The following is a 22,828-nucleotide window of genomic DNA, read 5'->3' as shown; positions in this document are numbered from 1 at the left end:
GACATGCTCCAATTTTTTGAAGGCATTACAACTCTCACAAAGGCCCTCTTCCCCGCCTGCAGTGCCTACATCAGTCTTACCAGCAACGATAAATTGAAGATCATTTCTTACCATGGTAACATTGATCCGCATTTATTTAATAAAGACCTGGCTGGTGAATACTGCCTGATGAATAACTGTTTCACTGAGGTAACGGATATCCGTGAGGATGATCGCTTTTCAAAAAATGCATTTACAGGATATGAACAGCAGGCTGTCTCTTTTGCAGGGATGCCACTGATAAACGCGGATGGGTTTTCTGTTGGGATACTAGCCGTGATCAGTCATCAGCCAATGCAATTGTCAAAAGACCGGGTAACCCACCTGCAGATACTCGCCGGCCAGGTGGTGGCTGAACTTAGTAACCAAAAAGAAATCAACCAGCTTGGTAATCAGCTTTCCACCGTTTTAAAAACCGTTGAATTCTTTGAGGAAACCAATAGACTCGCCGGCATCGGACGGTGGGAAATTGACCCGATTAATAATAATATTTTCTGGTCAGCAATCACCAGGACCATTCACGGGGTTTCAGATAATTTTTTGCCTGACCTGCCGACATGGATAAGCTTTTATAAGGAAGGAAAAAGTCGGGAAAAAATTATTAATTGTGTAAATGAAGCCATTCTACACAATATTTCATTTGATGAAGAATTACAGATTACAACCAAAACCGGGCTGGCTGTTTGGGTAAGGGCAAAGGGAGATCCAGTATTTGCTGACAGAAAGTGTGTACGGATATTTGGCACATTTCAGGACATTCAACAGCAAAAAGAGCAGGAGGAAATATTTAAAGCCAGCGAAATAAAATACCGCTCCATCATTGAAAATTCCCTCACTGCCAATTTATTAACTGATCCAGCCAAAGGCAGCATCATTGCTTGCAACACCGCTGCCGCTACTATGTTTGGTTATTCAACGGAAGAAATGAAACAACAGAGGAGGCAGGATGTTATTGATGTAGACGATCCAAATTCTGCCTTGCTTGCCGCCAAGCGAAACAGCGAAGGCAAAATACAGGGAGAGTTGACCGGTATTCGAAAAACTGGGGAACGTTTTCCAATCCTGTATTCTTCCGCAATTTTTACAGATACAGATGGGGAAACGAAGGCAAGTATGACCTGCATAGATATTTCAACATTGAAAAAAGTGGTAAATGAGCTGCGCCAAAGTAAGGAGGAGTTCAGTACCGCATTTGACTTCGCCTCAATTGGAATGGCTTTGGTCAGTCTGGAGGGAAAATGGCTGAGAGTGAATAAAAGCCTGTGCAATATGCTGGGGTATAGCAAAGACGAATTGCTCGGTATGGATTTTCAGCAGATCACTTATCCGGAAGATTTGACAAGTGACCTGAAGCAGTTGGAGCAGCTGGTAAACGGGACAATAGAAAGCTATAAGCTGGAGAAACGTTATTTTACAAAAGCTGGAAATATTATCTGGATCAACCTGAGTGTTTCACTCGTAACCAACGCAGAAAGATTGCCGCAGCATTTTATAAGTCAGATTGAAAACATTACGGAAAGGAAGACGGCTGAACTGGAACTGATAAAAGAAAAGGAAACCTTGGCCAATGTAATTGATGGCACCAATGCTGCAACCTGGGAATGGAATATACAAACAAGGGAGAACGTATACAGTGACCGGTGGGCGGAAATGCTTGGCTATACACTGGGTGAATTAAAACCCTTCAGTAAATATACCTGGATACGACTGACCCATCCTGACGACCGGAAAATATCAAATAGACAGCTGCATGCATGCATAAACAAAGAGACAGAATATTACGATTGCGAATACCGTATGAAACACAAAGAGGGGCATTGGGTATGGGTGCTGGACCGAGGCAAAATCACCAGCTTTACACCGGATGGAAAGCCCTTTAAAATGTTTGGAATTCATTTAGATATTACCTTACATAAAAATGTTTATGATGCACTGGAGCAAAAACAAGCGTTGATTGAAACTATCATTAATACCATTAACGTGGGAATTTTAGCCTGTGATAGCAATGGTGTAAAAATATTGTTTAATGCAGCTGCACGAGAAATTTGTTGTCTTCCTGACAGCCAGGGTTTATATGAGAATTGGGCAGCCTTCAATCAGATGTATCAGCCTGACGGTATTACCCCCATCCATCCGGACGAAAGTCCCTTATACAGGACCTTAATTGAAGGAGAATTAATTAATCTTGAATTAATGATAAAGGCGAAGGACAGACAGCCTCGCCTCCTGATTGCGAATGGTCGTCAGATTAAAGATAAATCGGGCAACGTAAATGGTGCAGTACTGGCCTTACATGACATTACCGACCGGAAAAAATCAGAACAGGCGCTTGCATTTAGTGAACGGCGATTTAAGGGAATCTTCAATTCGACGTTTTCGTTTATCGGGTTTCTTGCACCAGACGGCACATTGCTCGAAGCCAATGAAACGATTATCCGATTCTCAGGTGTAAAACCTGAATTGGTCATCAATAAAAAATTGTGGGACTGTTATTGGGGACAAATTTCTATGGAAGGCCAGCAAAAACTGCAGGGCAAAATAGAAAGGGCAGCAAAAGGGGAATTCCTGGAATACGAACTCGAAATCGAAAGTTCAAATGGCAAACCATTAACTATTTTATTTAACCTCAAACCCTTGTTTGATGATGACGGTAAAGTAATTGCAATTGTTTCTGAAGGTAGACCCATACAGGAAATTGTGGATGCACGAAAAGCACTGTTGGAGAAAAATGTTGAACTTGAACAATTCGCATTTATTGCTTCGCATGACCTGAAGGAGCCACTTCGCATGGTGCATTCGTTTATGGGCTTACTCCGCGATAATTATAAAGCGCAACTTGATGTAAAAGCTCAAAAATACATTGACTATGCTTTTGACGGTTCACAACGAATGACGGAAATGGTAAGCCAATTGCTCACCTATGCAAGAGTAGGGAGTGATGATGCGGGCAAGGAACTAATCGATACCAACGAGCTGCTACAAAACATACTGGCATTGCAACGTGCGGTAATGGAAGAGAAGGAGGCGCAGTTAAATATTGCCTTGCTTCCTCAGATTTATGGCTGGCGGACACCATTGACTTTGCTATTTCAGAACCTGATTGCTAACGCTGTAAAATATCAGCTCGCCGGAGTAAAGCCCATTATTAATATTACCACAAGGGAAACTACCCGCGCCTTTGAATTTGCCTTGCAGGATAATGGAATAGGAATTCCCACACAACATCAGGGTGAAATCTTTCAACTCTTCAAACGTTTGCATACAAGACAAGAATTTACCGGAACAGGCATGGGCCTGGCTACTTGCAAGAAAATTGTTGAACTGCATGGTGGTAAGATATGGGTAGAATCCAAAGAAGGAAAGGGCAGCACTTTTTATTTTACAATCGAAAAAAGTAAATAGTATTGCGTTGGTTGTTGTGAAGAATAAAATATCGATGTAACAACTTCCCCGGCAAAAGTTACTATTGGACCATTTACAAATAAATTATTTTTGAGTCTACCCCTTATATCGTATCAGCTTGCCGCACTCTTAAATTCGGCGATCAGATACTTTCCGGTGCTTGGTTTACAGTCTCCCTGTGATGGTTATGAGCGAGTACAATGCCAACAGCAACAATTTGCTGGCAGCAGCCATTATCCTTCTCGCGTCAGCCACTTTTCGGGTAAGGTATCCAATAGATGCTTAGTACACGTAGGTTACACAATTTGTCTGGTTCATCAATAACACTTTAAATTCTCCCTGCATCTCCATTTTATTTTCATCCCATATTTTCAGCAAAGTTTCATAACAACCTTTCGAGGTTTTTATTAATGGCCTTTTGGAGGCTTTTACTATGGTTTTATAAACCAATTTTACTTCTGCTACTTTGCTCCACGCTGGTTGATTAATTACGTTCTTTTCCATAACATTCATTTTAAAGATTTAAAAATTAATTATGGAACCTCTGGTGCCTTTTGGCGACAAAGGCAATGAAGCAACGGAATAAATAGCCCGCCTGAACGGCACAGGCAGCCGCAGCGGTTTATGCCGGAATTTCATTACCGCCACGGAGGCAAAAGGCGAACTTTGTGGGAGAATTAATGAAAAAAAAATCCTCTACTCTTTAGTAGATTAACTTCAATTTCAAAAAACTCAAATCAATATCATTACTAAATATTGCACTAGCCCAACACCCCACGCCCTCACGCGTGGGGCGTTTCCTGGCTTAGCAATCTGATTAAAGCAAGGGGCAAACAGAACGTTTGCCCCTTGCCATCTTAATTATAAAATTCCGCCAGTACACCCTTCGCAAAACTGTCACAAAGATTGAATGCCTTTTGTGTTCTCATTTGTCCCGTACCACCAAGCAATAAAGATTTCAATTTTGCTTCTTCGTTCTTGTAAGTACGCACATTTTGAAAATAGCCGGTTACCGCGTTGTATGCCCCAAACAAGTTGCCTTTTGTTGTGTCCATTTGCTGGCTCCCGTTCGTCATAGCATATTCAAAAGCTGCATCGGTCATATTTTTAAAACAGGTGGATAATTCATCATCTTTACCAGCCTGTATATTTTGCAACACTTCTTTGTTAGGCACCAATGCCATTTGGATCAGCTTCTTTACTTCGGAGTCTGTAATTTTTACCTTTGCCCATTGGTTAAAAATGCCTTCCAGTTGATTGCTTAATTGGTTTGTAATTCCCATTAGTTTATGCGCTTCCTCCAGCCTTTCTTTTGCACTGGCAGTATGCCTGATTTTAAAAGTGTTGCTCTGATTGCGAAGGGCTGCATTCAGAGTGTTGTTGCAAACTATTCTTACGGGTGTAAAGGCTGCGGTAATACTTCCAAAACCATCATGTGAAGTGGTTAAAAACAAATACTGTTCAATCAAATCATTATTACCTACTTTGATATAACCGGGCAATTTTGCTGTTATAAAAATTCTTTCGCCTTTACCCAATGCACCTGCGGTTTCATACTGGATGCCATCGCCACCAACAATGGAATCAAAAAAACTGAAGGCATCAATATTTTGAACTACTTCATAATCTTTACCAACAACGCCCAAAATATTTTCATTGTCGGTTCTAATAGTTGCAAAATAATTGGGGACTTCAATTTCAGGAATTTTTATGCCGGTGTCTTCATCTGCTGTTTGGCTTTCATTGTGAAACGTAAACAGTTTTCTTTTTTCCACGGTATAATCCAACCCTGCAAATTTCAATGCTTCTGCGCTGTTGGGATAACCTGCTACAATTTGTCCTAATCCATGCCAGGCTTTTTCCTTTACTGAAAAGAAACTGTGCTTGCCTGTTTGCTTGTTGAAATTTAAATTGTGTGCCATAATCATTTCCATTTTAATTTATTCTCCCCAGATGGTGACTGTGGTTTTAATAATAAATGTGTGATTGAATAAAATTTGCGATTGAATAAAAAAAATACCAGCCGCAACAACTGCAGGCTGGCACCTGAATTTTAAAATGGTAAATCATCTGTTGGCTCCGGATTGCCCTGTGTGTCTGCATCCTGTGCATTGTCTTCCTCGCTCTGAGCAGCCTTTCCCCTTTCGTGGATGTGAATATGATTCACATGGAACGTCAGTGTGGCTTTGGGTTGCCCATCCCTCCCCTTCCACGCCTGCACACCGATCATGCCCTGCAATTCCACCAGTGCGCCTTTGGTAAGCCACTGCGCTACGGTGGTGTTAATCCAATAGGAACACTTCACGTAGGTAGTAATTTTGGTTAACTCCGTGCTGCCCTTTGCACGGTAACTCTGGTTAATGGCGGCGGTAAAGTTGACAACCTGTTTGTTGTCTTTGATTGTTGTGATAACCGCATCCGCTGTAAGCCTTGCTGTAATTTCCATAACTATAAATTTTAATGGTTGATAAATGATGAACTCGGCATACGCCTCGTTCGTTCTCATCGTAGCAACCCGGCCCTGAAAAAGGCTTTTGTAAAAGCAAGGTTTTTGTAAAAAGAATACGACCCCACAGACATATCTCCGAAGGAGGCCAAACGGGGTGGAGATTGTTTTTACAAAACCGTGGCCAGTTCCGCCCCTGTATTTTGGCGGAGCGCAGACCTTGCTTTTGCAAAAGCCTGTCAGGAACTTTGCGAAGGATTAGGATGAATGAGTTTTTTTGTATTCTTTTTTATAGGTCTTTAATGATATTCAAGTGGCTGAAAGCTCCTGAGCGACGCAGGAGCCAGGTGCTTTCACAATATAGATTTGGTGTACAGTACTCCTGAATTGTTGCCTATCTTTCACAATAAGGCAGGTGTACTGTACTGCTTTGTAATTCGTTTTTATGTGCTGCAATAGTTGCTTTTAAAAAGCTTCAACCGTTTTGTTTTCCTGCCTTGCAGACAATGAATGCCGGCTTTATTTTTCCTCACTTTTTAATGCTGAGATTATCCGGTATTTCTTTGTGTGAGACATAAAGAAGACACTGTACTAAAAAATACACTCCATGCCTCTGTTTCAATAAGTGACCATTGATATTGCAAACAACCATTTAAGCAATCTGCATAAATGCTCATTGCAAGTGGCTTTATAAGTTTTAAGCAGTATCCTGTTTGATTTGCTCCTCTTGATAATTTGAAATTTATTTTTAATTTTATATAGCAATGTACCGTCAATTCCTCATGGGCTGCACACATTCCCTTACTACCCTGCCAGTTTTAGTTAACCGATTCAAAACAAAAAACTAAAATCCATGGAAGAGTTATTACACTACCTGAACAGCATCCACAAAATGTCACCGGAATTAGTTGCTTACCTACGCACGCATCTTAAAACCAAAGAACTGGCGAAAAAAGAGTTCCTGCTTAAGATTGGACATGTTAGTAGTAATATCTGTTTTATAAGCAAAGGGATTCTGCGGTGTTTTTATTCGTTTGGAGATAAAGATGTCTCGTCATGGTTTATGAAAGAAGGAGATGTAATTGTAAGTGTAGAAAGTTTTTTTACACAGTCCGTCAGCTATGAAGCGATACAGGCACTGGAAGATACCACAATCCATTATATTACTTATTCAGAACTCCAGTACGTCTTTCACAATTTTCCGGAATTTAATTTTACCGCACGCGTATTGCTGGAACGGTATTATACATTAAGCGAGCAAAGATTACACTCGCTCCGGCTCAGGAATGCAACCGACCGTTATATTTACCTGAGACGACACCACGCAGAACTCGAACAACGTGTTCCATCAAAATACATTGCTTCTTACCTGGGCATTACAGAAGTTCGATTGAGCGGCATTAAAAGGGCCGCCAATAAAATTTTATAAAAACGAAATTTATTAAAATATTTTAATTCTGATGGCCTTTTTGTAACTGTAACTTTATACCAATAAATAAATACAACATGAAAAAATATTTATTTATCGCAGCTATTTTATTTGTCTTTTTCTCCTGTAAAAAGGAAGGCAGTAAAGATGAATGTCAATCTGCTGATTTTGAAAAGCTACGGCTTCAGTTAAAAGATAGTCTTTCTCCAAGTGATTTTCAGCTACTGGATTTTAGTAAGGTGGTAAGTTCAGCATATGAGAACGAAAATTTTTCGATTGTGCGCATTGGCTTTAAAAATAACCCTTTTGCAGAAAATTTTATTTTGTTGAAACTGGATGCATCTCAACATATTTTATCAGGTAAGCAGATACATATTGAAAGAAGCACACCAATTCAGTCAGTGAAACAACATGCCATATTCAATGGTCATATTACAATTCGTTTGCTGGATCGGACAGCTATTATAAACTCTGCAATCACGAATGGATTTATTGATGCTTATGCAAAAAGCAAATCCCGTAAAAACGAAAAAGAAACTGTACAGGAAGTTCCCCTAATGCCGGACGTTGTGGTAGTATCGGCTTATCCAAAAACCGGAGGGTATACTTCTGATGATCTGTATAACCTGCAAAGTATGGTAAACGGAAGCGGAACATATGGTACCGGACCTACTGGAGGTAGCGGTTATTATTCTAATAGCAATGCCACAACCGGTTCAACCGGCATATTTACCGGGAGCGGAAGCGGAAGCAGCTCAACAAACCCTGTAATAATAGATTTTGAACCGGTAGAAAATAATCCTGCTATTGATATTATCAAATACATTAAATGTTTTAGCAGTATTCCGGATGCGGGAGCTGTGTGTACTGTGAGAATACTGGCAGATATCCCGGTAGATAAAGACCCCAATGTATTTTTCGATTGGGACAATGGTTCGCCTGGTCATACTTTCCTTCAACTTACAAAAACAAATGGTGGCCAGAGTATTCAACAAAATATTGGATTTTACCCCGACCAGGGATGGAAGACCTTTACGACACCAGCACCAGTAAAAGGTAAATTTGCAGATAATGCCGGACATGAGTTCAATGCCTCGCTAACCCAAACCTTAACGCCGGATAAATTTCTAAGTACACTTACCCGCATTGGTTACCTGTCAAAATTCGTGATGTACGATATCGATGATTATAACTGCACTGATTTTGCTTTGGAGGTTTTTAACAACAGTCGGGCAGGGCATGAACTTACGATTCCGATGTTTGATTTGCCTGGTGGGCAGGCACCTAAAGGAACGGCAACGCCCCAGGGTTTATATCAAAAACTTAAACAAATGAAAGATGGCGGCGATGTTGAAGCAAAAAATATAGTAATTCCCGGGGTGAAAGGATTTACCGGTATCAGTCATGGACCATGCAACTAAAATTATTTGTTATGAAATTAATTAAATTCATTACTCATCCAGTAACACTGATTATTTGCTTTTTATTTATCATTATTAGTGGCGAAGCTAGCGGCGGTTTTTATTTTATGTATATAATGATTGCATTGCCTCATGGAGCAATTCATTCCATCTTAGCTGTCCTTGCAATTATTACTTTATTATTTTCGGCAATTAAATATCATGGAGCTTATACTAATCTTGCCGAACCAATTTTAAATTTTGCCGGTATCGCTTTAATGCTGTTATCACTCTATTTGTTTTTTGCGAAAGATGTAGAACATTATAATTACCCGACATTTTACCAAATTGTTCCAATAAGTATGCTGGTAGTTTTTGGTATAGTTACCATTTGTTCTTTGGTGTTTAATGCGGGCAATCTAAAATTGCACCCGCCAACGTAAATTGATTTTGACTTTTGATTCCCTTGTATAGTCGACAGACTATCGTATTGTTTTTGTGAAATTGAAAATTGAGGTGTATGTTAAACAATATCAGCTGGGCAGACTATGCTGCTGCCACAGGTATAATCCTTGTGCTTTATTATGGAGTTGTATGGCTCATTTATTTTAAAAATGATCATGTTCGATCATTTCTGCGACCACAGAAAGAAAGTACGTCTATTCTGCAGAGAGATAAAGAAAATGTTGAAGGTTCACAAAGTGAAAGTAACCTTATCCCTTCTGCGCATAATAAAAATACGGTCATCAGGACTATCCCGGAAGTACTGATGGACATACAAGGTATCATTACTGACGGCGCTTTTAGAAAATTTCAAAAAGAAGAATTGTTTACAGCACTTAAAATCTATTTGCAGCAAAATGCAACTGGAGAAGACATACCGGAACGTGAAGTAATTAATCAAGCGATAATAGCGCAATGCGAAAGAGATTGCTCGCTTCGTCTCAATGAGGAGGATGTTCGTGTGCTGTGGATTAAATGAGACGGAGGAGCATATTTTTTAACCTAAAAAAAATATGTGATGAAAAATGTGAGCGTGATGATGAGGAGAAAACATGTTAAAATGGTGTTGTTAATTGGATTAGGACTTTGTACAGTATTAAACAATTATGCACAGGATGCGAATGCGGGCATTAATGAAGCTAACACCAAAGTGCGAAGTTATTTCGGCAGCGGCACCAACCTGATGTATGCCGTGGGTGCTATTGTGGGCCTGATCGGGGCGGTCAAAGTCTACCAGAAATGGAACAGCGGCGACCAGGATACAGGCAAGGTGGCCGCTGCCTGGTTTGGCAGTTGTGTTTTTTTGGTGGTGGTTGCCACCGTGATCAAATCATTCTTTGGAGTTTAAAAATGTAGCGTGATGAACAGTGTGTATGCAATCAATAAGACGATCAACAAACCAATTGAATTTAGGGGATTAAAGGCACAGTATATCTGGTGGCTGGGCGGAGGTCTTGTGGTACTACTGGTATTGTTTGCTATCCTGTACATCTGCGGAGTGAACATCTTTATTTGCCTGTCAGTCATTATCATATCGGGCGCCGCTTTATTTGTGTATGTCTATCAATTCAGCCGCCAATACGGCGAGTATGGAGTGATGAAAAAGATTGCGAAGAAGGCGGTGCCTGATGTGATTAAATGCCATTCACTGGTGCGAATCAAAAAACAATTATCCCGTGAAAAGCATGATTGAACATTTACCGATATATGGAGTGGAGCACAATAGCATTCTTTCAAAGATGGGAGATATAACTGTGGCTTTCAAAGTTGAACTACCGGAGCTGTTTACACTCAGTAATGAAGACTATGAAGCCTTTCATCATACCTGGATAAAAGCCATTAAAGTATTGCCGCCGCAATCCATATTGCACAAACAGGATTGGTTTACTGAAGCCACCTACAAGGCCGATTTCAGGAAAGCAGAAAATAGTTACCTAAGCAGGAGCAGTGAACGATTCTTTAATGAGCGGCCTTTTCTGGATCACCATTGCTATATTTTTCTTACTAAAAAACCTCTGGGTAGGAAAGCTGTCTCCTCTGTATTTTCAAGCCTGGTTAAGAGCCGCATTGTACCCGAAGAAACACTGGATGCAAAACACCTGCATGATTTTATGAGCCATGCAGGCCAGTTTGAAAAGATCTTGTCAGATAGTGGATTTATTTCGATGCAACGCCTCAATAATAATGAGCTGATTGACCTGATTACGCAATACCTGAATTTGCAGACAGGTCGCCAGGAGATTGCGGACATTGAGTTTAAACCGGAATGGAAAATCGGTGAAAAGCATTGCCTGTTATATACTTTGGCCGATGCAGAATTTTTACCGGCACTTTGCGGTTCCAGGATCAACTATGATAAATATTCCACTGATAAAACCAAGTTTAGTGTGGGCTTTGCTTCGCCTGTTGGTCAGCTGCTTTCCTGCAATCATATTTACAATCAATACGTGTTTATAGAAGATGTGCAGAAGACATTGCAAAAAATGGAAGCAAAGCGATTGAGGCTACAATCCTTATCAGCCTACAGCCGGGAAAATGCAATTGCAAAAGAAGCAACTGATCAATTTTTAAATGAAGCAATAGGTGAACAACGATTGCCGATAAAAGCACATTTTAATGTATTGGCCTGGACGGAAAGCAGGGAAGAAATAAAAAATATCAGAAATCTCTGCTCTGCTGCGCTTACCCAAATGGATGCAACCCCCAGGCAGGAAACAGAAGGATCGGCACAGATTTACTGGGCGGGCATTCCGGGTAATGCAGCAGATTTTCCTATGAATGATACGTTCGATACTTTCTCTCCTCAAGCTTGCTGCTTTTTTAATATGGAGACAAATTATCGTTCTTCTTTAAGCCCGGTTGGCATTCGCCTGGGTGACCGTTTAACCGGCAGACCTGTGCATGTTGATATATCCGATGAACCAATGGCGAGAGGTATTATTTCCAACCGGAATAAATTTATACTCGGACCATCAGGATCCGGCAAGTCTTTTTTCACCAATCATATGGAGAGGAGCTACTATGAACAAGGTACACATATTGTGCTGGTAGACGTTGGTCATTCTTATAAAGGACTTTGCGATATGGTAAGAGGCTACTACTTCACTTACTCGGAAACCAATCCAATCCAATTCAATCCATTTTATATTGGTGAAATGGAAACGCTGGATACTGAAAAAAAAGAGAGCATCAAAACACTGTTGCTAGCCCTTTGGAAGAAGGACAACGAAACCTTCAACCGTAGTGAATATGTTGCGCTGTCAAACGCCTTACAGTTGTATTTTGATAAGGTAAGTATAGACAAAGAATTGTTTCCATGTTTCAATAGTTTTTATGACTTTCTGAAAGATGAATTTGTTAGTGTATTAAAAGGCGATAAGGTAAAGGATAAAGATTTCGACATTTCAAATTTCCTGTATGTGCTGAGGCCCTATTACAAAGGTGGCGAATTTGATTACCTCTTAAATGCGAAGGAGAATCTTGACTTGTTGCAGCAAAGGTTTATTGTATTTGAACTGGACAATATCAAAGACCATCCGATTCTATTTCCAGTGGTAACTATCATCATCATGGAAGTTTTTATTTCAAAAATGAGAAAACTGAAAGGTATAAGGAAGACGATTTTGATTGAAGAAGCATGGAAGGCAATCGCAAAGGAAGGCATGGCTGAATATATTAAGTACCTATTCAAAACCGTAAGGAAATTTTTTGGAGAAGCCATCGTAGTTACACAGGATATTGAAGACATTATTTCATCACCCATCGTTAAGCAGGCTATAATTAACAATGCAGATTGTAAAATATTATTGGATCAGAGTAAATATCAAAACAAGTTTGATCAGATCCAGAACTTGCTTGGTTTGACGGATAAAGAAAAGGCATTGGTGCTTTCAATTAATAAGGCCAATGATCCTTCAAAAAAATACAAGGAAGTCTTTATCTCGCTGGGTGGTGTTTTATCAAAAGTGTATCGAACGGAAGTGTCGCCGCAGGAATACCTGGCCTACACTACGGAGGAAAAGGAGAAGATGAAAGTGCAGGAAGCTGCACTGAAATTTGGAAGTATTGAAAAAGGAATTGAAAGTATTATACAACAACATTAAAGCAAACCAATATGAAAAAGTTGACCATTTTTTACGTGATCATTTTTGCGGCATGTAATCATGCAACGGACGAGACCAATGGCCTTACCGGAAAATATACAGCCTATCATGAGCATGAGTTTGGTAAAACAAATGATACACTCGTTGTGAGTAAAGTAAATGGTGGAAAACATATTTACCAAATCAACAGAAATGCCGGCGTTGTCAGGACAGCAGATGGTAAAATCTTTCCGAAAAGATTGGTAAAGGAAACTTGCATGGCGAGGTATATTGATGAAAATAAAATGCTGGAAGATTTAAAGACTGGAAAGACCTACGTATGGAATAGTCAGCAACAAATGCTGATAACAGGCACTACCCAGTTTAAAAAAAGTAAATAAAGGCGGAGCTAAAAAGTGAATTATGAAATGTGTAGTAATGTTAATGATCGTGTTTTTTTTAAGTCTGGATCCTGTGACAGCAACACAGGCACAAATTCCTGTTCTGGATATTATCAAAGCCGGTATAACCAAAGTTATCAAAGCAGTAGACCTGCAGATTCAGCGCTTGCAGAATAAAACCGTCTGGTTGCAGAACGCCCAGAAAGTATTGGAAAACAAAATGTCCAAGTTAAAACTCACAGAGATCAGTAACTGGGCAAATAAACAGAAGGAATTGTATGCGAACTATTTTGATGAACTCTGGAAAGTGAAAGCCGTCATCGGCACTTATCAATCGGTTAAAAATATTATTCAACAACAGCTTCAACTGGTGAAGGAATTTGAAAGTGCGTTTAATCTGTCGAAGCAGGATAAAAATTTTACTCCCCAGGAAATTGATTACATGCAGCAAGTCTATTCCGCTATCCTTGATGAAAGCCTTAAAAATATGAACCAGCTGGAACTGGTGATCAACGCATTTGCCACGCAAATGAGTGATGCAAAAAGGTTGGAGATTATCCATTCGGCCAATGACCACATGGATCAGCAACTCACTGATCTGAGACAATTCAACCAGCAGAATATCAAGATCAGCTTGCAAAGAGCAAAAGAAAAAAATGAGCTGGATGCCGTAAAGCAATTATACGGATTACAATAATGTTTGGTGAAAATGAAAAGGAGGCGTTATGAAAAAATTATTGGTAATGGGATTGATCGTGTTATGTGTGGAAGAGGCTTCCGCACAAACCTGGGACGAATGGTTCCGGCAAAAGGCAACGCAAAAAAAATATTTGTTGCAACAAATCGCAGCCTTGAAAATCTACGCCGGTTATTTATCACAAGGCTATGCCATTGCAAAAAACGGGCTTGGTATCATCCAAAATATTAAGCAGGGAGATTATGGTTTGCACAGTAATTATTTTAGTTCCCTCTCAACTGTTAATCCCCGGGTTAAGCAATATGTAAAAATTGTCGACATGATTTTTATGGAAGCAAGCTTTGTCGAGCAAACTGCAAAAGCAATTAAGAGCTTTAATAACAGCAGCATGTTTAATCATACTGAACTGGACTTTATCAGGAACGTATTTCAAAATGTGTTGAAAGGCGGTGCCGCAAACCTCGATGATTTGCATAACATTTTAACCAACGGTCAGCTCAAGTTAAAAGATGATGAGCGAATTACAGCGATAGACAAGCTCTACGATGACATGCTGGATAAGAAAACTTTTCTTACTCAGTTTTGCAACAGTACGAGTATACTGATGGCGCAAAGAGTGCGCACAGCTGATGAAATAGCAATTGATAAAAAACTAAATGGCCTGCCATGAAAAAGCAAAGTTTCATAATCGGCTTCTTACTGATCATTTGCTCAGTCAAAATGACCGCCCAGTCTTTTGAAGTACAGCAATTATTACTGGACGTAGAAAAGCTGGATCAACTTAAAAAGATACTGGATAATATGTACCATGGATACCAGGTGGTAAGCAAGGGTTATAATACCATCAAAGATATTTCACAGGGCAACTTTAACCTGCACCAGGCTTTTTTAGATGGCCTTTTGCAAGTAAGCCCGGTGGTAAAAAAATATAAAAAGATTGCTGACATTATTAGTTCCCAAACTGAACTGGTAAAAGAATACAAGACTGCCCTGAGCCGCTTTACCCGTTCCGGTATGTTCAATCCGAATGAATTAAAATACATAGGCAATGTTTATCAAAACCTGCTGGGTAAAAGTTTGCAGCATTTAAATGAACTGGCTATGGTAATTACCGCAGGCAGTTTAAGAATGAGTGATGATGAAAGATTAAAGGCCATCGGCCGTATCAGCCGTGAGATGGATGACAAGCTGAATTTTCTGCGAGTGTTTAATAAGGAAAATAATATACTGGTCTTGCAGCGTGTAAAAGCAAGCAACGAAGTAAGGATTTCCCGGCAGCTGAATGGTTTATAGTGAACATGAAAAATGTGGCGTATGAAAAAATGTGGAATGAGGATCATCCTGGCAGTTACTGTCTTGATGCCTGAACTAATTTTCGCCCAGACTTCGGGCGTTGCCGGGGAAATAAAGAGCCTGCAGCAGGTGTTGGAACAACTTTATACGGATATGCTGCCGCTCTGCAGTAAGCTGATTGGTGTTGGCCGGGGTATCTCAGGCTTTGCTGCTACCTGGTATATTGCCAGCAGGGTATGGCGTCATATTGCCAATGCAGAGCCCATCAACTTTTATCCGCTCTTCCGGCCCTTTGTCATTGGTTTTGCCGTGGTCATTTTCCCTTCTGTAATCGCCATGATCAATGGTGTGATGAGCCCAACCGTTACCGGCACTGCTGCTATGGTTACCGATTCAAATATAGCCATTGAAGCATTGCTGAAACAAAAAGAAGATGCTATCAAGCAAACAACAGTTTGGCAAATGTATGTTGGGGAGAATGGGTCTGGTGACCGGGATAAATGGTATAAGTATACCCATGATGACGCTAATCCTGCAGATGAAGGCCTTTTTGCGAGCATCGGAAACGACATCAAGTTTGCTATGGCAAAAGCATCTTACAATTTTCGCAATGCTATCAAACAATGGATGAGCGAACTACTACAGATTTTATTTGAAGCCGCCGGATTATGTATTAATACGCTGCGCACTTTTTACCTGATCGTGCTGGCTATACTTGGGCCGCTGGCTTTTGGCATTGCTGTATTTGATGGCTTTCAGCATACAGTCACTATTTGGATTGCCCGCTACATCAATGTCTTTTTATGGCTTCCGGTGGCCAATATTTTTGGCAGCATTATCGGTAAGATCCAGGAGAATATGCTGAAGATTGATATCGCCCAGGTACAGAATTATGGCGATACTTTTTTCTCTCCTACTGATACGGCGTATCTCATTTTTATGATCATTGGTATAGTAGGATATTGCACGGTTCCCAGTGTCGCCAATCACATCGTTCATGCAGGTGGCAGCAATTCTTTGCTGTACCGCATTACAAGCATCGCAACGGGAAGTCCCCGTGCTGTCATGAATGTGGCTTCCTCCAGTACGAATGCGTTAACCAATTCTGTTGGATCAACCAGCGCTGCCTTAAGCAGCGGCAAATTGAGTGCAGGTGTGAATAATGGCAATGGTCATCTGTTTAATAAATTATCCGGTAAATAAAATATTATGTTCAGTCAAACAAAAAATATCGATACAGCTTTCCATTACATCAGGACTTTTACCATTGTGCTGATAGCAGGATGCTTTATACTTTGCGGATTAGTGCTTTATAAAAGTTATCAGCTTTCGCTACAGGTACAGCAGAGAATTTATGTGTTGACCGGCGATAAAGTATCAGAAGCGTATGCTTCCAATAGAAAAGACAATGTCCCCGTTGAAGCAAGAAGCCATGTCATCATGTTTCACAATTATTTTTTTACACTCGACCCGGATGAAAAAGTGATCAATGCCAATATTGGCAAAGCACTGTACCTGGCAGACGGCTCTGCAAAAATGCAGTATGACAACTTAAAAGAAACAGGTTATTATGCCAACATCATTGCTGGAAATATAAGTCAGCAGATCTCAATCGATTCAGTACTGGTGAATGAGCAAATCCAGCCATATCCTTTCCGGTGTTATGGTACTATCAAGATCATCCGGCCAAACAGCATTGTTACGAGGAACCTGGTTACGCAGGGATTTTTAAGAAATGTGTCCCGCTCGGATCACAACCCGCATGGCTTTTTGATTGAGCGCTGGGAAACATTGGAAAACAAAGACATTAAAACAGAACAACGATGAAACTATTGAATAAAAATATTGCTACGGACAAGCTGCACGAAACGGCGGCAACGAAAATAGCCGGTGTTATACGCCAGACACAAAACTGGTTTGCTGAAAAAATGAAGTCAGCAACCTCAAAATGGAAGCTGAAACAGCAATGGATATTCCTATGCATGGTCTGTATAATCTTTGGAGGTTTAAGCATTCTGGCTATGGCGAATGCATTTAGAAAAACAACGCAAAACACAGTCAGGCCTGAAGCAATAATATTTCCGAAGCATTTGCACAGGGATGAAAGATTAATCATTACGGATAAAGAATTTAGGCAGGTACAGGATTTTAAACAAACCCATCCGGAACTATTACAACAAATGCCTGAGTTAGCTGATAGCCTTTACCTGATTGAACAAATCTATTTCTCACAAAAAAACAAATGATATGAAAAGCAATGATCAAAACAAACCAATTCATTCAGCAAAGTTTCTGAGAAAACAAAAAATGATGTTGGTGTTACCCCTGTTGGTGCTGCCATTTATTACTCTGGCTTTCTGGGCTTTGGGTGGAGGAAAGGGTAACACAGATAAAAATGCGATTACAGCAACAACAGGTTTGAATACAAAATTGCCTGAATCTAGTTTGAAGGATGGTAAAAATGTTGACAAGCTTTCTTATTATGACAAGGCGGATAACGATTCTTTAAAAAGAAAAGAACTGTTGCGCAGCGATCCTTACTACCGGGATTCAATTGAAACCAAATCGGGGGCGAATATTGGTCAGGCATATTATTACAATAATGGCTCAGCTGCAAATGGTGCAATGAAGACCTCCCCTTACGACAAAACTGCGGATGCTAGTGAAGAAAAAATATACCGCAAGATCGCTGAACTCAATCAGCAGATCAATCAACCCGAGCTTCATGAAAGAAGCAATAAGATTTCCAATGCAGAATCTTCAACCAACACGGAACCAACGGAGCAATTTTCAAAAGAGGTGGACAGGTTACAGGAAATGATGCAGCAAATGAATGGCAATAAGGATGCTGATCCTGAAATGCAGCAGTTGAATGGTACGCTGGAAAAGATCCTGGATATACAGCATCCGGAAAGGATTAGGGAAAAGCTGGCTAAGCAATCAACACAGAATAAGGAAGTCGTGTTTGCCGTGGGTGGAGCTCCTGTAAAGGCAACTGTCGGCCTGTTGGATACGGCAAGGAAACAAAATCCATCCACGGTTTCCAATGGATTTTATGGCGTGACTGGCGATAATATTACGTCTGAACAAAACGCTATTGAAGCGGTCGTGCATGAAACCCAAACATTGGTGAATGGTTCGGTGGTAAAACTGCGATTGCTGAATGATATCTATATCAATGGCCAGTTGATATCAAAAGACCATTTTGTTTTTGGAGAAGCTTCCCTCAATAACGAAAGGCTGGAAATTTCCATTCGTTCTATCCGCAGTGAGCAAAATCTTTTCCCCGTAAAATTGGAAGTCTATGACCTGGATGGCCTGCCCGGTATCTATATTCCTGGCGCTATTACTAGAGATGTAGTAAAGCAATCAGCTGGCAATGCACTCCAATCTTCTATATCACTTGGCAGCCTTGATCCATCATTAGGCGCACAGGCAGCAACAGCAGGAATTGAGACCGCAAAAAATCTGCTAAGTAAAAAGGTCAGGCTGATTAAAGTGCAGGTGAAAGCAGGTTATAAAATTCTTCTAAAAGACAGTAATCAAGGTAATCATTAATTCATTCAAAAAAAAGCAACATGAAAAAGCTAGCAACATTGCTCATCGCATGCACAATTCTTAGTTTAAGCAGGGCACAAACCATCCAGGTGACAATGGATAAAACGACCAGCCTGATTTTTCCATTCAGCATCCTCCATATTGACCGGGGCAGCAGGGATGTACTGGTGCAACCCGTAAAAGAAGCAGGTAATATCTTACTGATAAAGGCTGCCACCGCAGAATTTATTCCAACCAATATCAGCGTTGTTACTTCAGATGGCAGTGTGTATTCTCTTCCGGTTGTTTTTACAGCAGAACCAGCTGTAACTGTTTATCAACTGCCTGCTCAAAAAAGCAGTTCCGTTGAAACGTATGCCGGTGGCATTTTGGACAATCCAATAACAATCCACGGCATTAAAGATTCCAGATGGGATATGCTTGCCAGGGTGAATGGGATCTATTTGAAAGATGATGTGATGTACTACCAGCTTGTCCTGACCAATGTAAGCCCTGTTGACTACGATATTGACCTGCTGCGCTTTTATATACGTGACAAGCATAATGGCAGGCGAACTGCAGTACAGGAAAATGAATTGAAACCACTCTACCTGGCAGGAAATACAACACAGGTAAAAGCCAATGGCCATTCTGCTATCGTTGCTGCCCTGCAAAAGTTTACAATACCCGATGGAAAATACCTTGCCGTGGAACTGATGGAAAAAAACGGGGGTCGGAATTTAAAAATGAAAGTCTGGAATAGGAAAATCATGAAGGCCATGATTTTGCCAGATTTAAAATGAGAACGATGGATAAGGAACATGTGATATGGGACGAATTATTTAAAGAGGCCCAGTCAGCAATTTCTCTGGGCAGAAACTGCATAGCCTTCAATACCATCCCCTACTTTCTTGATAAGTGCTATGTCTATTTTTTTAAAACCAAAGATGAAGCGAATGAATTTGCTGATAACAATATCAGTGAATTCGATAACTACTTAGTATTCGATGTAGACTCCATCCAGGAATTCATGCTTCAGATTCCATATAGCAGATTGGAGGAAAACAGTTTAACCAATTTTTTAAATAAAAACTTGTCAACCATGAACGAAAAAAATTATGATTACCTGAAAGACCAGTTAAAGTATACTGGCTTTGGTGAAGGCCTTCAAAAAGAATTGAAAGAAAAAATTGAAAAACAAACACCAGAGTTTACGCTTTTCCACCAGCAGGATTTTGGCAAAGACAATACGGTCGCCAGCCTGTTGTTTAGAAGGTCAAATGAAAGTGATATGTATTTTTTTAACCGCTACGATCTGCTATTGAAAAAAGACAATAGTCCGGATAAATTGAAACAAAGCTTTTTCATTAACAACAAGGAAAGCAATATTACTTTGAAGGAAGCCTATAACCTGATGAATGGCCGTGCTGTACAAAAAGAGTTAGCAACAAAAGAAGGGCAAAAATACAATGCCTGGTTACAGCTGGATTTTAAAACCGTTGACAAAAATGGCAACTATGAAATGAAAAGGTTTCATGAAAACTATGGATACAATCTGGAACAGGCGCTGGCCAAATTACCGCTTAAAGAATTAAATATTGAGGCTGATAAAACCAGGCTGACAGAATCCTTGCAAAGAGGCAACCGGCAGGCAGCTACCATACTGCAGGAGGGCAAAGAACAAAAAGTGTTTATTGAAGCAGCTCCGCAATTTAAAACGCTGAATATTTATGACACCAATATGCAAAGAATCAATACCCAAAACCTGCTGGAAAAGAAGGAGGAGAAACAAGAATTGAAATCATCAAAAAAAGCAGCTCAAAAATCCAGTAATAGCTTGAAGGATGAAGAAAAGAAGCCAAAGCAAACAAAGGTTAAAAATGCTAAAAAGGGTTTAAGCATTTCCTAACCTCGAAACGTGTAAGTCTTAGTGTGGATGATAAAATGTGTGGTTATGAAAGACAATACAGATACAAAAAAAGAACAGGACCCGATAATCAATTTCATTGAATCGGTTAAACAGGATTCCCGGATTAATTCAACGCATATTAGTTTGTATGTTTCTCTTGTACATCAGTGGATGGCAAAAGGTAAAACAAATCCGCTTTCTGTTTACAGGCAGGATATTATGAGTCTTTGTAAAATTTCAGGCACAGCTACCTATCATAAAAGTATTCGCGAATTGCATGAGTACGGGTACATAAAATATGTACCCTCTTTCAATCATTTTTTGGGGAGTTTGGTTTACATATAAGCGCAGGCATTAAATTCTGAATAAAATATTTGCTTATGGAATTAATAACATGCAGATTAAATAAATTGGATACAGCAAGCTTTAAAAGTTAAAATCATGAGCCGAATATTTAGGGCTGCTTTTTTTTTTAATAAATTGTTTATAACAAAAAAGTGAGAGTGACTATGATGAAGTATGATGATATAACCGTGATGAAAGCAATATCTATTTGCTTTAAACCATACCTTAAATCTGAAGAAGCCATGATCTATTGTAATCTAGGTCGGACGCAATTAACGAAAAAATGTGAAGCGTTTGGAGTATTTAAAAATGCAAACGGCTATTACAAAAGGGCTGATCTTGATTTAATGCTGTCAGCATCCAGTTTAAAAACGGATGTTTTAGTAAAAGGAATAAAATTATAAAGACGGCAATTTATTGATTGCTTCTTGCGCATTTGTGTTACGATAGCGCTGATAAGTTTTATGTACATATTTTGTGGTAGTATGACCTAGCATTCCAGCAACGGTTGCAACGTCTGTACCATTGTCTTGTAACAACACCGAAAAACTGTGTCTGGCACAATGCCATGTAATGTGTTTGCCAAGGCCGGCATCATCGCACCACTTAGCCAATAATTTGTTGGCACCATCTGCAGTTGGCAATTTAAATACCAGGCCCGCTTTTCTTTCTCCTAATATTTCCAATGCAATTGGGTGTAGTGGAAGATCAAGCAGCTCACCTGTTTTCTTTTGTATTATATTAACAATCCCATTTTCCTTTACGTTTTCCCATTTCAAAGGTTTCACATCAGCCCACCTGAAACCAGTATACAAGGAGAAAACAAAAGCTTTTTTTACCTCATAATTTAAGCAGGGGGTATTCATTAACTTTCTATATTCATCGGCCTCTAAAATATCTTTTATTTTAAAGTTGGATTTTGTTTTTGAAGCGAGTCCCATTGCAGGGTTAGTCTTGAAATAACCATCCTTGCGGGCTCCTTCTAAAACTTGTTTGAACCTGCTGAAATAATTCGCCGGGGTTTCACCATTAAAAGTGTCCAGCAGGTATTTTCTAAATCTTTCGCAAAGGGTCTCGTTTATTTCGACAGCAGAAATGTAATTTCTACCTATATATTTTTTGAAAGAATTGAGGCTCTGACTAAGGTGCCTGTTTCCTTTACGTGAATTTAGTTTTACAAACTCTTGATAGTAATCCAGGAAGTTGACTTTTATTTTATGCTGAGGGATATAGCCACTACCGAGTGCCTGCCGGTCCAACACCATTTGAGACCTTTTCATTTCTAAAATTAAGAGGGCTTCTTTGTTATGAAGCTTTTGAATCTGGTCCTTGGGCTTTACGTATGTAAATATACCTGTCGATACTCTCTGCCCAGCTCCTTTGCCCCATTCAAGTGCATAATGGATCTTTTCTTTATCGCGTGATAAACGCTTTGCAAAATTGATGTTCATACTTTTTTTGCGGTAAGTGCGCGCCAATGTGCGCGCCATATTCGTGCCAAAAAAAAAAATTATAAGCGGGAAAAAGCGACAAAAAAACACACTCAAAAACTACAAACCCTTACAAATCAGTGATTTATAAGGGTTTAACAGTGCCCAGAACAGGATTCGAACCTGCACATCCTTGCGAACGCTGCCACCTGAAGGCAGTGCGTCTACCAATTTCGCCATCTGGGCATAATCATTCAGGGCTGCAAATATATAGAACAATATGTTATCTGCCCAAAAGCTTATTATAAAATATCAAGTTTTTTCTTATCCGCGACCACCCTGATTTTCTAAATCCTTTACCTATAAAAATCAAAGCATTCAAGGCAAATCTTTCAAATTAACGGTGGCGTTGTAT

At 39.9% G+C, this 22,828-nt stretch carries 24 protein-coding genes and 1 tRNA gene; 20 read left to right on the top strand and 5 right to left on the bottom strand.

The genetic code is table 11. The features are described 5' to 3' along the window. Window positions 1-3: 3 nt before the first annotated feature. The gene (locus JWR61_RS13945; RefSeq protein WP_301928378.1) at window positions 4-3,441 is read left to right on the top strand and encodes a PAS domain S-box protein; all 3,438 of its coding nucleotides are present in this window, start codon (window positions 4-6) and stop codon (window positions 3,439-3,441) included. A gap of 282 nt (window positions 3,442-3,723) precedes the next feature. Here the strand turns inward: JWR61_RS13945 and JWR61_RS13940 are convergent, their stop codons facing one another. From JWR61_RS13940 to JWR61_RS13930, 3 genes are all read right to left on the bottom strand, one after another. Next, window positions 3,724-3,945: a hypothetical protein gene (locus tag JWR61_RS13940; protein ID WP_301928377.1), complete on the bottom strand. Its 222-nt coding sequence runs from the start codon at window positions 3,943-3,945 to the stop codon at window positions 3,724-3,726. 353 nt (window positions 3,946-4,298) lie between these two features. Beyond that, window positions 4,299-5,363 (bottom strand): DUF932 domain-containing protein, encoded by a 1,065-nt coding sequence (locus tag JWR61_RS13935; RefSeq protein ID WP_301928376.1) that lies wholly within the window; start codon window positions 5,361-5,363, stop codon window positions 4,299-4,301. Between the two features lie 131 nt (window positions 5,364-5,494). After that, window positions 5,495-5,887, bottom strand: coding sequence for a single-stranded DNA-binding protein (locus JWR61_RS13930; protein WP_301928375.1), 393 nt, complete (start codon window positions 5,885-5,887; stop codon window positions 5,495-5,497). 853 nt (window positions 5,888-6,740) lie between these two features. On the opposite strand from JWR61_RS13930, the gene JWR61_RS13925 reads away from it, so the two are divergent. The 19 genes from JWR61_RS13925 to JWR61_RS13835 all read left to right on the top strand — a co-directional run bounded on the left by JWR61_RS13925 (window position 6,741) and on the right by JWR61_RS13835 (window position 21,387). Further along, window positions 6,741-7,316 carry a Crp/Fnr family transcriptional regulator gene (locus tag JWR61_RS13925; RefSeq protein WP_301928374.1) on the top strand — a complete coding sequence of 192 codons (576 nt, stop codon included), beginning with the start codon at window positions 6,741-6,743 and terminating at the stop codon, window positions 7,314-7,316. A 77-nt stretch (window positions 7,317-7,393) separates the two neighbouring features. After that, complete coding sequence (locus JWR61_RS13920; protein WP_301928373.1) at window positions 7,394-8,737, top strand: hypothetical protein; 1,344 nt, start codon at window positions 7,394-7,396, stop codon at window positions 8,735-8,737. An 11-nt stretch (window positions 8,738-8,748) separates the two neighbouring features. Further along, window positions 8,749-9,159 (top strand): hypothetical protein, encoded by a 411-nt coding sequence (locus JWR61_RS13915; RefSeq protein WP_301928372.1) that lies wholly within the window; start codon window positions 8,749-8,751, stop codon window positions 9,157-9,159. Window positions 9,160-9,236: 77 nt separating this feature from the next. Then, window positions 9,237-9,698 carry a hypothetical protein gene (locus tag JWR61_RS13910; RefSeq protein ID WP_301928371.1) on the top strand — a complete coding sequence of 154 codons (462 nt, stop codon included), beginning with the start codon at window positions 9,237-9,239 and terminating at the stop codon, window positions 9,696-9,698. A gap of 60 nt (window positions 9,699-9,758) precedes the next feature. Then, the gene (locus JWR61_RS13905) at window positions 9,759-10,067 is read left to right on the top strand and encodes a DUF4134 domain-containing protein (RefSeq protein WP_301928394.1); all 309 of its coding nucleotides are present in this window, start codon (window positions 9,759-9,761) and stop codon (window positions 10,065-10,067) included. Window positions 10,068-10,079: 12 nt separating this feature from the next. Beyond that, the gene (locus JWR61_RS13900) at window positions 10,080-10,412 is read left to right on the top strand and encodes a DUF4133 domain-containing protein (RefSeq protein WP_301928370.1); all 333 of its coding nucleotides are present in this window, start codon (window positions 10,080-10,082) and stop codon (window positions 10,410-10,412) included. Then, the gene (locus JWR61_RS13895; RefSeq protein ID WP_301928393.1) at window positions 10,405-12,822 is read left to right on the top strand and encodes a TraG family conjugative transposon ATPase; all 2,418 of its coding nucleotides are present in this window, start codon (window positions 10,405-10,407) and stop codon (window positions 12,820-12,822) included. Before JWR61_RS13900 ends, JWR61_RS13895 begins: the two co-directional genes overlap by 8 nt. An 11-nt stretch (window positions 12,823-12,833) precedes the next feature. Continuing rightward, window positions 12,834-13,202 (top strand): hypothetical protein, encoded by a 369-nt coding sequence (locus JWR61_RS13890; RefSeq protein WP_301928369.1) that lies wholly within the window; start codon window positions 12,834-12,836, stop codon window positions 13,200-13,202. Between the two features lie 22 nt (window positions 13,203-13,224). Next, window positions 13,225-13,899, top strand: a complete 675-nt coding sequence (locus tag JWR61_RS13885) for a conjugal transfer protein TraI (RefSeq protein WP_301928368.1) — start codon at window positions 13,225-13,227, stop codon at window positions 13,897-13,899. 28 nt (window positions 13,900-13,927) lie between these two features. After that, window positions 13,928-14,569 (top strand): hypothetical protein, encoded by a 642-nt coding sequence (locus JWR61_RS13880; protein ID WP_301928367.1) that lies wholly within the window; start codon window positions 13,928-13,930, stop codon window positions 14,567-14,569. Further along, entirely contained in the window at window positions 14,566-15,192 is a 627-nt protein-coding gene (locus JWR61_RS13875) for a TerB family tellurite resistance protein (RefSeq protein ID WP_301928366.1), read from the top strand. The genes JWR61_RS13880 and JWR61_RS13875 overlap by 4 nt, the downstream gene beginning before the upstream one ends. 21 nt (window positions 15,193-15,213) lie before the next feature. Continuing rightward, window positions 15,214-16,395 (top strand): conjugative transposon protein TraJ, encoded by a 1,182-nt coding sequence (traJ, locus tag JWR61_RS13870; protein ID WP_301928365.1) that lies wholly within the window; start codon window positions 15,214-15,216, stop codon window positions 16,393-16,395. A gap of 6 nt (window positions 16,396-16,401) precedes the next feature. After that, complete coding sequence (gene traK / locus JWR61_RS13865; RefSeq protein WP_301928364.1) at window positions 16,402-17,019, top strand: conjugative transposon protein TraK; 618 nt, start codon at window positions 16,402-16,404, stop codon at window positions 17,017-17,019. Further along, the gene (locus JWR61_RS13860; protein ID WP_301928363.1) at window positions 17,016-17,438 is read left to right on the top strand and encodes a hypothetical protein; all 423 of its coding nucleotides are present in this window, start codon (window positions 17,016-17,018) and stop codon (window positions 17,436-17,438) included. Before traK ends, JWR61_RS13860 begins: the two co-directional genes overlap by 4 nt. A gap of 1 nt (window position 17,439) precedes the next feature. Further along, entirely contained in the window at window positions 17,440-18,750 is a 1,311-nt protein-coding gene (gene traM / locus JWR61_RS13855) for a conjugative transposon protein TraM (RefSeq protein WP_301928362.1), read from the top strand. A 20-nt stretch (window positions 18,751-18,770) separates the two neighbouring features. After that, on the top strand, window positions 18,771-19,532 hold the full coding sequence (gene traN / locus JWR61_RS13850; RefSeq protein WP_301928361.1) for a conjugative transposon protein TraN: 762 nt from the start codon (window positions 18,771-18,773) through the stop codon (window positions 19,530-19,532). 5 nt (window positions 19,533-19,537) lie between these two features. Further along, window positions 19,538-20,638: a hypothetical protein gene (locus JWR61_RS13845; RefSeq protein WP_301928360.1), complete on the top strand. Its 1,101-nt coding sequence runs from the start codon at window positions 19,538-19,540 to the stop codon at window positions 20,636-20,638. Window positions 20,639-20,683: 45 nt separating this feature from the next. Next, the gene (locus JWR61_RS13840) at window positions 20,684-20,983 is read left to right on the top strand and encodes a hypothetical protein (RefSeq protein WP_301928359.1); all 300 of its coding nucleotides are present in this window, start codon (window positions 20,684-20,686) and stop codon (window positions 20,981-20,983) included. 164 nt (window positions 20,984-21,147) lie between these two features. Next, window positions 21,148-21,387 (top strand): hypothetical protein, encoded by a 240-nt coding sequence (locus JWR61_RS13835; RefSeq protein WP_301928358.1) that lies wholly within the window; start codon window positions 21,148-21,150, stop codon window positions 21,385-21,387. Here JWR61_RS13835 and JWR61_RS13830 read toward each other — a convergent pair. Then, window positions 21,382-22,434: a site-specific integrase gene (locus tag JWR61_RS13830; protein WP_301928357.1), complete on the bottom strand. Its 1,053-nt coding sequence runs from the start codon at window positions 22,432-22,434 to the stop codon at window positions 21,382-21,384. The two genes, JWR61_RS13835 and JWR61_RS13830, sit on opposite strands and share 6 nt — an antisense overlap. 141 nt (window positions 22,435-22,575) lie before the next feature. Continuing rightward, window positions 22,576-22,659: transfer RNA gene (locus JWR61_RS13825), tRNA-Leu, on the bottom strand. Window positions 22,660-22,828 lie beyond the last annotated feature (169 nt).

It is taken from the genome of Ferruginibacter sp. (assembly GCF_028288465.1).
Lineage (GTDB): Bacteria > Bacteroidota > Bacteroidia > Chitinophagales > Chitinophagaceae > Ferruginibacter.
Note: the sequence above shows the minus strand (reverse complement) of the source record. Positions and strands in the feature narration are given on the sequence as shown.